6 protein-coding genes are annotated in these 15888 nt (G+C 65.3%); 2 read left to right on the top strand and 4 right to left on the bottom strand.

The genetic code is table 11. The features are described 5' to 3' along the window. Positions 1-695 precede the first annotated feature (695 nt). Positions 696-5798, top strand: a complete 5103-nt coding sequence (locus AB0I22_RS36225) for a hypothetical protein (RefSeq protein WP_363135277.1) — start codon at positions 696-698, stop codon at positions 5796-5798. Between the two features lie 220 nt (positions 5799-6018). Here AB0I22_RS36225 and AB0I22_RS36220 read toward each other — a convergent pair whose 3' ends face one another. Then, positions 6019-6933 carry a hypothetical protein gene (locus AB0I22_RS36220; protein WP_363135276.1) on the bottom strand — a complete coding sequence of 305 codons (915 nt, stop codon included), beginning with the start codon at positions 6931-6933 and terminating at the stop codon, positions 6019-6021. Between the two features lie 227 nt (positions 6934-7160). On the opposite strand from AB0I22_RS36220, the gene AB0I22_RS36215 reads away from it, so the two are divergent. Beyond that, complete coding sequence (locus AB0I22_RS36215; RefSeq protein ID WP_363135275.1) at positions 7161-8576, top strand: hypothetical protein; 1416 nt, start codon at positions 7161-7163, stop codon at positions 8574-8576. A gap of 357 nt (positions 8577-8933) precedes the next feature. Here the strand turns inward: AB0I22_RS36215 and AB0I22_RS36210 are convergent, their stop codons facing one another. The 3 genes from AB0I22_RS36210 to AB0I22_RS36200 all read right to left on the bottom strand — a co-directional run. Next, the gene (locus AB0I22_RS36210; protein WP_363135274.1) at positions 8934-11690 is read right to left on the bottom strand and encodes a DUF3962 domain-containing protein; all 2757 of its coding nucleotides are present in this window, start codon (positions 11688-11690) and stop codon (positions 8934-8936) included. Between the two features lie 54 nt (positions 11691-11744). Next, a complete protein-coding gene (locus AB0I22_RS36205; protein WP_363135273.1) occupies positions 11745-15149 on the bottom strand; it encodes a hypothetical protein in 3405 nt (1134 codons plus the stop codon). Positions 15150-15207: 58 nt separating this feature from the next. After that, on the bottom strand, positions 15208-15888 hold a 681-nt coding region (locus AB0I22_RS36200), incomplete at its 5' end, for a hypothetical protein (RefSeq protein ID WP_363135272.1).

Below are 15888 nucleotides of genomic sequence, written 5' to 3'. Positions count from 1 at the left end.
AGAAAGAGAACTACTTCACCTACCTCTGGAAGAGCGCCCTGGAGGCGATCGACGCGATATGGGCCCTCGACACGGCAAGGACCGCAAGTAGGAGGATCGCCGCGGCAAGATGACGCACGCCCTGCGGCGCCTCTTCGCCCTCGAGGCAATCAGCGAGGGCGTTGACGTCCACACCCTTCGCTGGCCTTCTCGACCATGAGGACCCTGCGTTCGCCCTCCGCCGCTACGTCCATCACGTGACCGATGCGGTCGAGAAGATGCACAAGCGATTGGAAAGCGGTATCGAAACGCTGCATAGATCGTGATGGACCGAAGCCCGCCGCTGCATGTGCCGCGAACTCCTCACCAGAGCCCACCTCCACCTAATCGACGGAGAAAACACCGACACGGCCACTTCCGCCAAACTATTCGCCTAGTCTCCCAACAGACGGCCGAGTGGCCGACTCGTACACCGCTCCGAAGGACGTGTACGGGATCGGTAGCCCTGGGTCCTCAACTGCGGACCAGATACCCAGCCGCAGCATGACGGATCAGGTGCGTCGTTCCACCCAGATTGACGCGAGCGACAAGGGCCGTTGTCCCAGGTACCGCCACCACCTCATGCACAAATGCAATGACTAGGACTGCCACGGTTCTCGAAGCACCGTTACGGTCAGCCCAGCGGCCACTGACAGCACGATGCCACTGAGGAGCACATGAACGAGCCTGTTGCGCCCGACGCTGCCGATCCGTCCAAAGGCGAGACGGCACCTGATCCTGCCGCCGCCCCCCAGGATACGGCCGCCGGGGTTGCCACTGCCGTGTCCGGTGAAACTGAGCGAGGCTCGAGCCCCTATGCGACCGGCGGTGGCGGCGTTTCGTTCGCACACCGCATCGCGACTGTCTATCTCGCCGGCATGTTGACCGGCGAACGACGGGCGGAGGCATTTGAGCTGCCAGTCCGGAGGGTGTCGTTCCAAACCGGTCCGACGCATCCGGTGGATGACCTACTGATTGAGTGCGGCGATGAGTCAGGCGAGGTCACCCTTGCCGTGGCATGCCGTGCAACGCCGAACTTCGTCACGAGCCATAACGAGACGGTGAAGCTCATCAGGTCGCTGCTCTGCGAGGTCGAGAAGTTCAATACCGAATCTCACCTGGTTGCCGTCGCGACCGTCGGTCGGTCCAATCAGTGGGACCAGCTCTCAATGCTCTGCGGCATCGCGCGTGCTCATGCCGACCCGAAGTCATTCCAAGCGTCCATGGACATCGATGGCCGCTGGTCGAAGCTGGTGCGTGAGCGCCAGGAACATTTTCTGAGAATGGTCGAGAAGGGCGTCGACGACGACACAAGGCCGGAAGAAGTCCAGCGGTTGGCGTGGCGGCTGCTTGGGCGACTGCGCATTCTCGGTTTCGCGGTTCAGAGCCCAGGGGAAGGTGACCGCGCGGCGGTCGCGACGTCGCTGGACGGGTTGGCCTCGACTGCCGCCGACGGAGTGGCAGTCCGGGACCTGCTCGAGGTTGAAGCAACCCGCTACGACTCGATCGGCGCCGTGGTGGACCTCAACGTGCTTCGCCGTGACATTCATGTGGTCTTGGACTCGGCCGCGACTCGAAGCCGACACGCGTGGTCGGTGCTCGCTGAACAACGCAAGTTGGCCGTTGCCGGTGTGCGAACCACTATCGGTGATGATTCATCCGGCGGGTCGGTCGAGATCTCATTCACCGACCGCCGCGAGCAACTCGCCGCGGCTGTGCGCGAGGCAGGTACCCACGCCTCGGCTCTGTTGGTATCCGGTGAGTCGGGCGTCGGTAAGAGCGCGTTGACGCTCTCGGCTCTCGCGGAGTTGGAAGCTGCAGACCCTGCCGGGTTCCAGGGCATAGTGGTGAACTTCCGCGGTCTGCCGCAGTCGAGCTTGGAGCTGCGCGCGGCGCTTGGGATGTCGATGGAAGACGTGCTGGCGGAGCTGTCGGCACCTGCTCGGGTCTTGGTCATCGATGCAGCTGATGCCGCTCTGGAGCGGCCTGCCGGCCTGTTGGGTGACCTGGTGCTGGCAGCGGCTGCGGCGGGTGTTGGGCTAGTCACCGTGACATCTGACGTGGCACTGGGATTCGTGCGGGAGCGGGTGGAGTTGGGTTTCGCGAAGTCCATTTCATCGTTCGCGATGAGGCCCTTGGGCGACGAGGACATCTCGGTCGTCTCAGGCCACTTTCCACTTCTGCGTGCGGTCCTGCGAGACCTGCCCGTGAATTCGCTGCTGCGCAGGCCCGTTGTACTGGACCTGCTTGCTCGCACCGGGTCGGAGCCCGATAGCTCACTGGGTGAGTGGGAGTGTCTTGAGCTGGTCTGGAGAAGGGTTGTGCGGGGCGATGGGCGCCCCGGTGTCGGTTCGGCGGAGGCACGCGAACAGACATTGCTCGCGGTGGCCGCGGCGACGATGGAGCTACCCGAAGACCGTCGACCTGGCGCAGGTGCCGATGCTGCAGCGGTCGACGTGCTGCGTCGGGATCATCTGCTCGCGCCGGCGAGCCCGTATCGGGGCCAGCCAGATTTTGCACACGACGAAGTCCGACGGTACGCCACCGCCATCCTTCTGGTCCGTGGCCAGAGCCCGACCGAGTTGTTGGAGGCAGCTGGGACTCCCCGGTGGGCGCTGTCGGCTGCCACTCTTGCGTGCAAGGGACTGCTGAAAGCACCAGACGCCCGCCCTGTTCGGAAGTTCATCGAACTTCTTTCGCAGTTCAAGGCGTTCGCGGCGACGCACGGGCCCCGGTGGTCTGACGTCCCGGTGGAAGCGGTCCTGGAGACACTATTCGCGTACGAATGTCTGAAATCAGCGCTCACGGATCAACCGGCCGGCCTGGCGCTCGGCGACGTGGTGCGGGTTGTTCAGCAGAGGCACATGGTTGACGGGCTGGTCGACCGTTCAATCTCGAACCCCGTTGTGCAAGTTCTCCTCGATGACGAAAAGCCGTGGGACGTGTCGAAGGAGTCGTTCGTGCTACTCGCGGGCTGGCTGCAAACCCTGTCCCTAGTGGGAGTGCCAGCAGGCAACGAACTACGAATCCGGCTGCGGGACCGGCTCCTTGCCTATTGGGACTCGCTCCCTCCACGCGAAGCCAACGGGGCCGAACTGCCCGGGTGGATGTCGCAGCGTCGTCGACACCGAAGTCAGCTGGACTACCACCTGACCCAGGAAGAGTTCGTCGAAACGTTGGGGTTGCTCGGACCGGACATCGACGATGCCATCGAATCGCGTCTTCGGGCCATCGCAGACGATGCACCAGCGTACCTAGCTCCGGCTGCGGACTCACCGTTGAGCGCCCGAGCCTTGGCGCAGAAGGACCCGGAGTTATTGGCGACGCTAATGGCCGCCTACTACATCGACGACGAGCCAAGCTGGCACCGAGATGAGGGTGTCCGAAGGCATCAGGGCCGGTGGAAAGGTTTCGGACCACCGTACTTCCAATACTACTTCGGGGGGTTCTGGCAGCTGTTCCAGACAGCGCCGTTGCAGACCTCGGTACGAGTTTTGAATAACATCCTGAATAGCGGTGCGCGAACACGCGTAGCAAATCTGTCACGGCTCAATTCACCTGACGTGTTGACTGAGCCCATTGACGCCCGGAATGAAGGCTCGGATGGCGAGATAGAGAACGGAGAGAGCGAAGACCGTGGTGCGGTCCTGAACCTTAACGGCACAGCCCGCTTGTACGTCGGCGACAGCCACGTGTGGAGCTGGTACCGGGGAACGTCCGTCGGCCCGTACCCGGCGATGAGCGCCCTCCAGGCGATGGAACGCCTCGCCGACACATGGTTGAGCCAGGGAGCGCCACCGAGAAGGGTCGTCGAAATGCTCCTAGACGGCTGCGAGAACCTGGCGATTCCGGGGATGCTGTTCGGTCTGCTCGTACGACACATCGAGAACGTCGACACCGAACTTGACCTGTTTCTCGCCGAACCGGTCGTATGGGTATTGGAGTTCGGTCGTACGATGAGTGAGCATTCAGGGTTCCATGCAACAACCGAAGGGCTCGTGAACCTCGAACGTCGCCGATGGACACCGCGTGAGGTAGCCATGTGGTTGATGATGCACGGCGGGCAGGAGCGTGCCCCGGCATTGAAGAAGGTGGCTGAAAAGCTTGTCGAGAACGGCGACCAGCTCAGTATGCGCCAGGAGCGTACGAAGAACTGGGCCGCCAGCCTGGACTCGGACCAGTATCGAGTCAAGCAGCATGGCGATGAGTTCTACATCGAGGTCGAACCGCCGCCTGAACTGCGAGCCGCACAAGAAGCGCACACGGCCTACCAGGATGTCGTGCAGACCAGCGTGCGGCTGACAAGTCGGTACTGGGGCTCGGTCCAACATGACGCCGACCACGTGCCGCCCTCGTCGGAGGAGATCGCCGCGGACCTGGCGGCAGGACGTGCCCTGCTGAAGCACCATGGAGATCCGATGCCGGCCCGCCATGTGGACGCCGTTGCCCACGTCGTCCGAGCAGCGGTCGAACGAGCCGCCGCTGGTGATATGCGGGCGCTGGGCAATGAAGAGCAGTTCGTAACCGAGTTCGTCATCGGCATCGCACTGTCGTTCCAAGAGGCCAATGACCAACGCCACGAAGGCCAGTTCTTCACTCTTGGTGCCGACCGAGCCGTGGCTCAAACCGTGCCTGCGTTCCTCACACCTGCACTGGCAGCACCGCTGGAAGCGGGAAGTGGCTCGACCGCAGATGTCGCCCAAGCTGGTCTTGCGATGGCAGGTAAGGCGTCCTTGGAGACTCGTCTGTACCTGGCGCGTGGATGCGATGTCGTCTGGAGTTCCCCATGCCACTCCGACACTTGCATCCACCAGACCTCGTTGAACTGGTTGCTCGAGACCGCCCGTGGCGCAGAAATCGGCCCGTGGGACCAGGATGGTGAGCGGCGGCCGAGTATCCAGATTTCCGGCGACGTCGCCGAACGCCTCCAAGAACTATCGGGTGACTCCGTTGATATCGCAGTTCTGGACGCAGCCATTCGCGGACTCGGGACAGCTGCGTCGACGGACCACTGTTGCACCAACGACGCAGCCACACTCCTCGCCGCGTTCCTCGACGTCGAGCGACGCGCAATGGTGGCGCAGGAGAAAGGGGGCTGGACCGCGGACGACCGCGGGACGCACACCCTGGTCGCCGCACGGGCCCTGCTCGAAGGCTTTGCGAAGAACGGTGACGTCGGCCCGGTCCTCGGACACCTCGATGTCCTTCGCGCAGATGCAGGCCTGATGTCGAATTTTCTTCACGGCCTTGCGGCAGCAGGTGCAGAGAGCGACCGCCTGGCCGAAGCTGCCCGAGGTATCTGGCCGCCTCTACTACGCCACGCCATTGGCTACCTGAGCGACGACCCAAGCCCCTATCACGATCGTCGCTGGGGCGACTGGGCTGCCGCTGCGCTGCTGCCGGACCCACTTCCATGGGCGCGAGGTCCGTATAACGAGGTCGTCGGTAAAGCCATCGACTGGGTCCGCGCTGAAGACCTCGTCGAGTCGATCGACGATTGGCTGCTGGCCGCTCGCGGGGAGGCCAAGTCCGTCGACGCGCTCATCGGCATCCTGCGGAAACTCCCGGAGAAAATGCAGGTCACCCGTGGCGTGCACTGGGTCTCCAACTTGTGCATTCAAGATGGAAGAGTCACGGTCAAGCAGTCGTGGTTTTCGGACAGCTGGCTCAAGGAAATCCGCAGAGCGGCCAAGGAACTCGGCACGTTGGACGAGTGGCAGATGCTCGTAGACTCCTTGGTCGTCGCTGGAAACGGGGGGCTGGCGCCGTACAGCAGGTGATCTCTCAGGGCCCTGCCCGCTCCCTTGAAGTGATCATCGCTGAGAAGACCTCGCTGTCTGCCGCCACGGAGGTCGCCCCCCGAACCGCGCGCACGGCCAAGGCGAGCACGGCGACCAGAGTATGCATCACGCCGCGTGGATCTTCGTCGGTCGAGCACCTCGACTGATCGCTTCAGCAGGTGCGGGACTTCGTTGGACAGGTCCCCTGCGGCGAGCGACGCTACGTCGCAGGGGGCTCGGAGATGCGCCAGATGATGTGGAATCGCTCATCGTCGGGGAGCCCGAGCGGGCCAACGGGACTGATCTGCTTGATCAGGTAGCCGAAGACCATGTGATGCCCCTCCTCCGACACCTCGTCCCAGGTGTCGGGGGTTACGATCATCACCTCGCGCATCAGGCTTGGATCCGACTCGTTCTCCAGCATTGCCGCCCGGTCGTCCCGGTCCATCGTCTCGTCGGCGCGCATGGCATGAATCGACTCCGCGAGGAGGTTCGGCTCGCGACCGAGGCGCCGAATAATCTCCTGGCAGCCATACTGAAATGCCGCGTACGCCTCCATGGCCTCCCGGTCGAGGTTACTGTAGCCGTACGGTGCCCCTTCCTCCGCTCCGACGTAGTCGCCCTTCAGCATGTGCAGCAGGATCCGTAGCGTGTGTTCGGCTCCCTGCTCCTCCATCTGCTTCACCATGATCCGGACCCAGTCGTCCTCCGACACCAGCGGCTCATGCGGAACAGCAAGCGACGGATGGATCTCAATGGCGTTGAAGGGGTTAAGCAACGCGCCCAGGACCAGCTCCGGCGTCCACTTGCCGTCCTCACCTCCCCAGCCGCCGTTGACGAGCTCTTGGAACGACTTCAGCGCACCGGACTCCCCTTCACCGATCGCGCGCCACAGCGGCAGGAACCTGGCTGTCTCGGACTCCTCGTCCCGGGGCGGGCTGCACAGACCGGCCAGGACCACGACAACGTCGTGCACGGTCTCCCAGCGTGGCACCCGTATCCCGTTGACGGCGGAGCGCACGGTCTCGTGGCTCGCGTCCGATAACTGATCATTGCGGCTGCGGATGAGCGCACTCACCTTCCGAAAGCTCAACTTGCCTGCCGCGCGGTGCAATTCTTGGAGAGCTTCGGTCAAATCCCTGTGTCGTCCTGCTGTTGGGGGAGCACTGGAGACAGCCATGGGAGCCCTCACTGGTCGGAGTGTCAAGTTTCGCCAACACGATACGAGCCGCGAGCCAGGGCCGAGGCAGTATTCGTCAAGTTTGCTGGTCCGCCTGCCAAACCGTGACTCGCGGCCGACCCACGAGGTGAGCATGGAGATGAGGCCGACAAAGCACCCTCGTCCAAGGAGAGTTGCCGCGCATGCACATCCCTGTCTACGCCCATGTCACAATTCGCGCCGCGCTGCCCAGCGTGCCCACATCCCGGCAGGCAGGCGGACTGGATTGCTGCCTGTGCGACAAGTCGTTCGGCGAGAGTCTCGCTGCCATACCGCTCGGGCCGACACCGACGTCCGGGCTGTTCGGATGCCGCCCCTGCCTGACCCGATTGATCACCCGGGCGCGACGGTCCCGCGATGCCTCCCTAGCCCATGACGCCCAGCGGGCCCGAGCGGAGACCACGGCCTGGATGCCGGTGCGTGCACACCACCTCACCCACCTCGACAGTGTGCGGCAGGCTGCTGAGGCCGTGGCCGAGTTGGCCCGGGCCGGAGACGCCGAGGCGTTGCACGTCGCCTGGCTACTGGTCTCGCTGGAGTCCGCCTACGCCTGGGTCCCTGAGGCGCCGGAGCCACCCGCTTCCGCTGATTGCGAGGACTCGGCGCTGAAGGACGAGTCTTTCCGGCTCGACCTTGCCATGATCACGGCGCGGGAGGCGGTGGCGGAGCGCCTCGCCTATCACCTTCTCAACGAAGCGCAGCCCGCTGAGCCGGAGATGTGCGCGGAGTTTGAATGCCCGGATGGCTGCTCGGGACGCCACGACACCACACACATCGACTGTGGCCCGGACACCGTCTTCGACGACCTGACGGAGCATGGAATCACCGTGGCACAACCGGGGCCCACGCCCCTGCCCGCCGGACACACAGTTCTTCTGGGAAGGACCGATACCGAAGAGAAACGCACGCCGCTTCCGGACATCGAGGAGCAGGCCCTCGTTGTCCTGACGCACTTCGGGATAGACACGCACGACACGGAGGTCCTGGTGAGCGCCGCGGCGGTCGGCCTGGTCGCTGAGGTCTGGCGTGAGGGGCCACTGGACGCGATCCACGCGGCCGACGACGGGCCGAGCGATGGGGAGATTTTCGCACAGAGCGTCGATCTGTACCGCAGGGCCCGTGCTGCGCTGCTGGCCGCGCAGGACAACGGGCCCGAGGCCCTGCTCGCGTTTGTAGCCGTTGCCTCGGACGTGAGCCTTCCGTGGGCCGGCGGCTCGCGATTCGCACTGCGGACGGTGTCCGAATCCCTGACGGAGTTCGTCCAGCACATCGACGATCGAGTCTGGTTCACCGCAGAAGTGATGCGTGAACAGGGTTGGCGCGCGGGGCTGCTGCACAGAGCCGCTTCGGCCGTGCACAAGGCCCCTGCCCATTTCGGCATGCCTGGCTGGCCCGGGGCAGTCGCCTCGGCGATGGTGCGTCTCGCCGTGCTGGACCGGCCGGACGTGCCCGAAGCGCTGTCCGACCTCGCGACGGTGGAAGCAGCGCTGCTCGAAGCACCCGACCGGCTGGGAGCCTACGCGCTCGACTGGCTGACCGAGCATGTCCCGTTCGGCTAGCACCCCACGCCCTCAGCACGGCCCTGAGCCCGGCGCCCCAGTCCGACAGAGTACGGAGTTCACGCTATGAACTGGGACAACCTGACCCTGATCATCCTCGCCGCATTCGGCTGTCTCATGCTCCTGCTGGCGCAGGTCAGTGAGGTCTTGTCGAAGCTTCCGCACATCATCCGAGCTTGGCGTCAGGTACGCCAAGAACTCAACACCACTGCGGATACCCGCTCCCCAGTCCACTCAGCAGACGACGCCTCCCATAGACCCGCAGTCGACCCACCGAGCGCGCATAGTGGTGGCCGCTGTTCAGCAGGACAGCCTCCAGCCGGAACGGCCGGAGGCTGAATGGAGGTCTTCATCACTCTATTCGGCGTCCGGTACCAGGGCCTTCGGCGAGGCACCGGTGGCTAGAGGCAGGACGTACTGACCGGCCAAGCGTGCTAGGTGCAATGGCAGGGGGCGAGCCAGGGGCGGATAGTCGTCGTGGAAGCGAAGCTGGTGGGTGAGGGTGGCCCACTCCGCCGGCCGATCGGCCGGGACATCCGCCCGTCCGGCGTCCTTCAGAGCCCCCTCCGACAGGCAGCCAAGCACCGTCACCTCCAGGAGGGCCGGGTTCCAAGCGCTCTTGCCCGGTGCTGTTCGGCCCGTCTCGGAAGGGACCAGCTTCATGAGTCCTTTGGGCAGTGGTGCCGTGTGCGGGACATCCACCGTACTGGCGAAGACGCGATTTTCTGGGGCCGACAGGCCCCAGACCCCCTTTGCGAAGCCTGCTTTGCCCTTACCATCGTGCGCGTACCACTCGGGCACCTCCTCGCGGCCGTTTCCGTCCCGGGTGAGGACGACGCGCAGGTCGGAACCGTAGATCGCGAGCCGCTGGTCCGGAGTGACACCGAACCCCAGCATGTCCTTCACGAGGGCGCCGTTGCGCAGCCGGGGCCAGCACTGGCGCAGATTACCGGTGTTGGCCAGGAGCAGGGTCGGCCGGCCGCGGAGCTGGTAAAGGAGAGTTCTGATCTGCTGCTCGGCTCCCTGCCGCGGTTGTTCACCTCGATACCCCGCTCCGCTGCGACTCGCCATCTGGTCTTCCGCGGCTTCGGCAGCGTCCATGTCGGTTTCCGTGGCCAACGAGAGCAGGAGCTGCGGGTAAGGCACCCATTCGGCTCGGTCCGCGTCCCAACCGTGGACAGCACCGGGGCCCTCCTCAGGGCGAACGCGCACGGCGACCAGGCGTCGCGCAGGGCAGCGAGTTGGCCCCCTTCGTGTGTAGCGCACCATCCAGAGGGCGGCGTATTGCAGGTCGCCCGGGATTCCCGCGCCCACCCGGTGTGCAGGCGGGGCAATGGCCCCCAGCTGACGGAAGGCATCCAGCCAGGTCCAGCGGGCACGATGGCGGAGAGTGCCCTCCGCGTCCTCGGGGTGGTTGACGAACTGGCTGAGCCTCCCGCGGCGCGCGCAGGCGATGCGCAAAGCGTGCTTGGGGTCGGAGTACGGGTTCTTTTTGAAGCGTTCCTTTCCTCCGATCTCAATGATCGTCAGTCCCCATACGTCTTGAGGCCGCTCCATATGCTCACCGACCAGTGCGCAGCGGTCCGCGACAGCTTCAGCGAGCCGGACGGCGCGGGGGCGCCTGCGGTCGACCGGGACCGTCAGCGGAGCGGCCAACGAACCAGCTGGGGACGTGCGGACGCGGATGTCGATACCGTCGGCCTGCCAGCGCCAGGGGGACTCGGTCCCGCCACGCGACTGACGGCCCGGTGACAGCCCGATCAGGTCCGGCAAGGCAGTGATCAGTTCGTCCCGGGTCTCCGGTGTCTGCCAGAGGATGTCGACCTCCAGCGGTTTGCCCGCCAAGGCTCCAGCCAGCGCTTGACGTCGGGCAAGGGTCTCGCGTGCCTCCCGCGCGCCATCATCGCCGGCCGAAGCCGTTCGGGGCAGCAACGAGGGAGTATTGCTCCGAGTGACTCGAGTCATGTCCGGGACACGGCGCAACATCGGTCGCAGACCCTCCTCGACCCAAGCGTCCAACTCTGCGCGCTCTTTGGGCATCAGGCCCGGACCGACGCTGTGGGGGCCGAGAGTCGGACTGTAGATGATCCCGGCGGCGATGCCTTGCCGTCCATTGATCCATTTCTCCGGGGCGGTCAGCAGGTGTTCCGGCTCCGGATAGCTGCGGACGATGTCCAGTTCGGGCAGGAGGAGGGCGGGGCTGTGTCGACGCCAGGCGACCTCTCCCCGGCTGCGGTCGAACGCTATGGTGTTCCCGACCAGCCGATATCCGCGTCGAGGACCATCCGGCCAAGGCAGTGGCGCGTCGAGCAGTACGGTCGCACCATGCAGGTCCCTGCGACGGATATCCAAGTGGGTGGCCCAACGCCGGATGCTGGTCGAGACATGGACGCGGAAGCGTTCGGCGAACGGCACCGTGTGGACGGTGATGGTGACGAGGGCCGAGTAGTACCAGGTCCGGTTCCGGTGCTCGTACCGCCGTGGCGGCCAGGAGACCAGCTCGGCACCATTCTCACAGCTGACCACGCGGAATCCGAGCGTAGTACCGTGGCTGTGGTACGGACGGGAGGCAAGGCGGCAAGCGATCCGCTCCGGCAACAGGCTGTACAGTCTGCCAGCGGGTTCGGCCGTGCCGCCCGGCGTGATCAGATTCTCGGTGAAGTCGACTGATTCGCTACGCCACGGCGGCAGGTCCGACACTGCAGTCTCGATGTCGTGGAGCAGCTCGTCCTCTGCCCCCACACGGTCGGCCCTTTCTGCGCCGTCGGCGGATTCGTAGTCGTAGTCGCGCAACAAACCTGCGGCCCAGGTACCGATCAAAGGGGCGACGACCTCCTGCGGTACTGGCTCGCGTCCGTACAGCCAAGGAGCTTGGCAGTCCGCGTCGGCGTTACGCGCGGTGGCGACGGATCCGGGGGCCATAGCCCGCAGCAGAGCGTTGAGTTGGCGTACCGGCAGCCGTACAGGGTGGTCGGACTGGCCGCGAATGCGCACGTAGAGGTCGGTCAGCGACCTGTGCAGTTCTTCACCGAGCTGCATAACGTGGGTGTTCTCGACCCACGGCCCGTAGTCGGGGTCGCGTTCATAGGCCGCCGTTCGAATCGTTTGGTACATGGGTTCCTCCATGGACGGGTTTTGCCTGCCGGCGGTTTCCCGGCCGGCTGGGATTCACGGAGTGAGGCAGCGGCTGAGCATCCGCCACAACGGCTCGTATAGAGCTCGAGCGATGAACCGGTCGTGATCTGATGTCGTGTCCTCGGCGGTGAGGTACGGCCGGAGTACGTGCAGGATGCTGTGCAGGAGGCTGGACTTGTGGGTATCCGGCCGAGGGGGCGTGACGGTCCGGTTCGGGGCGAAGGCAGAGTCCACGAAGACCACCCGAGCCGGTACACCGCCACGCACCAAACGTCCGACGACCTGCCACATCACAACGAGCATGTCCCAGGTGACCTGCTCTCGGTCGTCTCCGAGCCGACTCCAGGCCATGCTTCGCTGCAGTACTTGGTACCACTGCGAACGTGCTCTGCGGCGGACCTCTTCGGCCCCTTCGCCCACAGTGGCACCGCTGCGGACCCAGGCGTCGAATTCGCCGCTGTCCACTGCCCGGACGATCCAGTCATTGATCGCGTTGACGGCCAATGAGAGGTCATCGGGGTGCGGGTTCGGTCGGGCCAGAAAGTACACCGTGCCGATGGCCGCCTCGGCGCTGTCGTTGAGGATGTTGTGTCCACGCTCGATGGCGAGCAGGGGTGCCACCAGGATGTCGGCGCCGCAGTCTCTGAGATGTTCCACGTCCCCTCGGCGCAGCACCTTGGCGTGTTGGCCGCCCCCGTAGTGGAAGTCGTCCTCGATGTCCTCATCATCCGAGACGAGCCGCACCACCTTGTTCTCCCAGCGCGCGTTGAGGTTGTGCAGGGTGTCCGCCACCAGCCGCGCTTCCTCGTAACTGCCCACCAGCAAAAGGATCTGGTCGCGTCCGGTCGGGAGGACCCGCAGCTCCCGTTCCAGTGGGCCGCCGTTCTCCTCCTCGTCCGCGCTCGCCCCCAGCCACGTCGCGATGCGACGCAGCTTCTCGGGTCGCCCCTCCGGATCGGTCCCGGAGACTCGGAGTGTCTCGCCTCCGTCGTCGATGAATTCGAAGCGCATCTCGCTCTCGTCGGCGATGCGCTCGGTCACCTCCGGATCCGGTTCGATGATCGCGCCGACCTGCACAGGAATGTGGTAGCGGCTGGACTTACCCGCCCAGCTGCTGCCGGACATGAGCAGCACGTTGGTGCCGGGGCGGCCGTCGACCGTCGCCAGGTCGGGCAACTCGCGCAGCAGTTCCCGGCCGACACCGCTGCATCGGAAGAACTTCAACTCTCCCGTGCGGACGCCTCCTTCGTCCCGGCCTTTGACGTGGAACTGGAAGCCGAGGACATTGCCCATAGGCGCCTCGGGCACGACCGGACCGTAGTCCACGGGGCGTCGGTACATTGAGTTGTACCGCAAGTTGAGGGCCGCCTCGACTCTCGGCCACATAGCGTTGATCATTGCGAGTTTCGGTTCGAGAGCACAGAGCAGAAGGGTGAACTCAAAGTGCTTGGCGAGTTCCGCATGCCAGTCCTCAGGTGTCTGCGGGGGCGGTGTGTCCTCCCTCTCCTCCGTCCTCCGTCGGCCTCCGCTCCGCCCCGGCATTCGCTGCCGCTCCCACTCGACGAGCTTGCGTGCGTACTCCTCTCTCTTGATGAACATGAACGGTTTGAGATCGAAAAGCTCGTCCATCACCGTGTCCAGCCGTCCCCTGGTGTTTTCCGGGCTGCCGGTATGCAGGACCTCGTTGAGTAGACGGGTGAGTGCGCTGAAGTCTTCGGCGGTACTCCGGGAGCGGTCGCCGAACGGGTTGTCCCGAAACGCATCCAGCCGGTTCCCCAAGGCTTCCCGCGCAGCGCATCCCAGGTTGTCCTCACCGGTGCCCGTCGAGAGCGGGTAGCGTTCGTCGAGCAGGCCGAGTTGTAGCGTCCAGGCGCTGAAGTAGCCGATCCGTACCCAGGTGCGCAGCTTGTGGTCGGAGACGAGCATGGCGTACATCCGGTTCGTCGCCGTTTCGGCGGTGTTCAGCGCCGCGGTGAAGTTCTCCACGTCGCGGTCGGAGAGCTGCGTCCGGCCGCCCACGGCCAACTCCCGGGTCTTGTGCCCGCTCAGCTCGTCGATGAAGCCGTCCTCGCGGTCACTCCTGGCCAGCAGCACAGCGGGGGCGAATGCCTGGTCCAGCTGCATCTGGACTCGGTCCGCCTCGTCCACTATCACCAGGTCACTACGCCGGCAGGCCAGTTCCAGGTACCGGATGCGTTCACCGTTCTGTGCGCGTGGCGGGGAAGCGTCGAGGAGGCCGGCGGGGGTGGCCACCCAGATGTTCGCGCCCGCGAGCTCGCGGGCGGCGTGGTGACGGGGGCAGACGGGCCAGTACGGGCAGCTCACCGATCTCTTCTGCCACTGAGGCGCCTCGGGTCCGTCACCGGGCTCAGGCCGCCGCGGTGATCTGGGTCGCAGCCGATTGCAGGGCGCCTCACCGAAACTCAACGGCTCCTCGCCCGAGGTGCTACCGCGCAGTGTGTTCAGCACACAGGAAGTGCTCAGGTAATCGAAGGCCGGGTCGTCGTGAGCGAGCAGCCGGTGCTCCCCTCGCCCTGCCATTCGGCGGTGCAACCGCTGGGCATGCCGCTCCTTGCCGGCAGCCCCGAGGACGGGAGCGGCGGCTCCGTCGGTATAGACGTTGTAGAGCTCCACCAGTTTGAGAACTTCGGCGACATCCCCGACGACGACCGTGACGGTGCGCTTCTCACGCTTGGTGACCATGTGGACGGCGATGATGTCGCGCAAGGTGCTCTTGCCTGAGCCGACGATGCCGAGCAAGTGCTGGATGCGGTCCACGGTGAAGGTGTCCGACGGCTCGAAACCATCCGTCGCCCTGGTCGAGAGGTTGAGCGCGCGGAGTCTGCCGAGCCAGTCCCGGCCGGGCCGTACCGCGTCCATCTTCGCCGCCGTCGCCGCCAGCTCCGCGAGGCAGAAGGTCAAGGGTTCGCCCTCGCCCTGCGGGAGTGCGTCCATGTCGTGCGCGACCAATGGCACGGCAGGCACTGATGGCAGATCGACCACGGCCATGGTGCGGCTGACGGGAAATGCATGCGGTCCAGGTTTGGCCACCCTGAGGCGTTCGCCGGCCAGCGGCGGAGCTACGTGCAGCAGGCTGTCGTAGTCCTGCCAGCGTCTGTGGGCGATGGAGACCTCGCACCGCACTGCCTGCCTGTCGGGGTCAGGCACGTCGAAACCGCGCAGTGGCCGAAGGAACCGCTGATACCGTTCGAGTGCCTCCCGCCAGGCCCGGGGCCTGCGTAGGGTCCACATCGAGTGACGCGCGACGCGGAGCACTGTCTTCCCATCCGGAGGCAGCGGGACGCCCCAGGCGGCGGCGTAAGGGTACCCGCTGAAGAGCACCCATGCGTGTGATGCCGGACTGTCCGGCATCAGGCGCTGCTGCAGATGCAGGCCGATCTCGACCTGGCACAGGGCTTCGAGAGCGGGCTTCCGCACGTCCGAAGCGGCGTAATCCGATAGTTCTGTTAGTACGTCATGAAGGCCTCGGGTGAGGCTACGCATCATCCTGCTCCGTATTCTTCCGGGAAGTGTGCTGGGCCCGTACGCGGCACACGAGGTCGTCAGGTGTGGTGAGCGCCACGCGTTCGCGAGGGCCGTCGCCCAGCGCGGTCTCGAAGGCCGCGCGGTATCCGGCCCGGTTCGCCAGTCGCTGAGGAACGACCACCCAGGCCAGGCCGGCGAGGTCGACGAAGGAGTTCGCGACGCGGGCAGCCAGCACGGTGGGCTCCTGCCGGTCGTACACCCGCATGAAGCAAGTGCGGGCGCCGGCGTCATGGATCCGATAGGTTCCCAGGTCCGCCGGGATGAAGTCGTATCCGATCCCTGCGCCGGAAAGCTTGTCCAGCGCAGCTTTCTCGGTGGGGCCGGACAGGGTGAGAAAGGCACGCAAACAGCGCCGTAGGACGAGAGTGTGACCGGGATCGCGGGCCAGCCGGAAGGGGATGCCGGGCGGGCAGTCCTCTCCTTCACACCACCTGCCGTTGGCAGCCTGGGGCTTGTCCCCGGACAGGGCGGGGAGCCCACAAGTGCCGCACAGGGCCAGGACCTTACCGGTGAGCAACGATTCCGGAACGAGCGTGTAGGGCGTGCAGATCTTTAACTCGTGGCTTTCCGCTCGGTGGTTCGTTGGTCTGGCGTGAGCGGGTTGGAAAGTCAGCGGGCTGTGCTGGCAGCC

This window comes from Streptomyces sp. NPDC050610 (assembly GCF_040654875.1).
In the GTDB taxonomy this organism is placed as follows: domain Bacteria; phylum Actinomycetota; class Actinomycetes; order Streptomycetales; family Streptomycetaceae; genus Streptomyces.
Note: the sequence above shows the minus strand (reverse complement) of the source record. Positions and strands in the feature narration are given on the sequence as shown.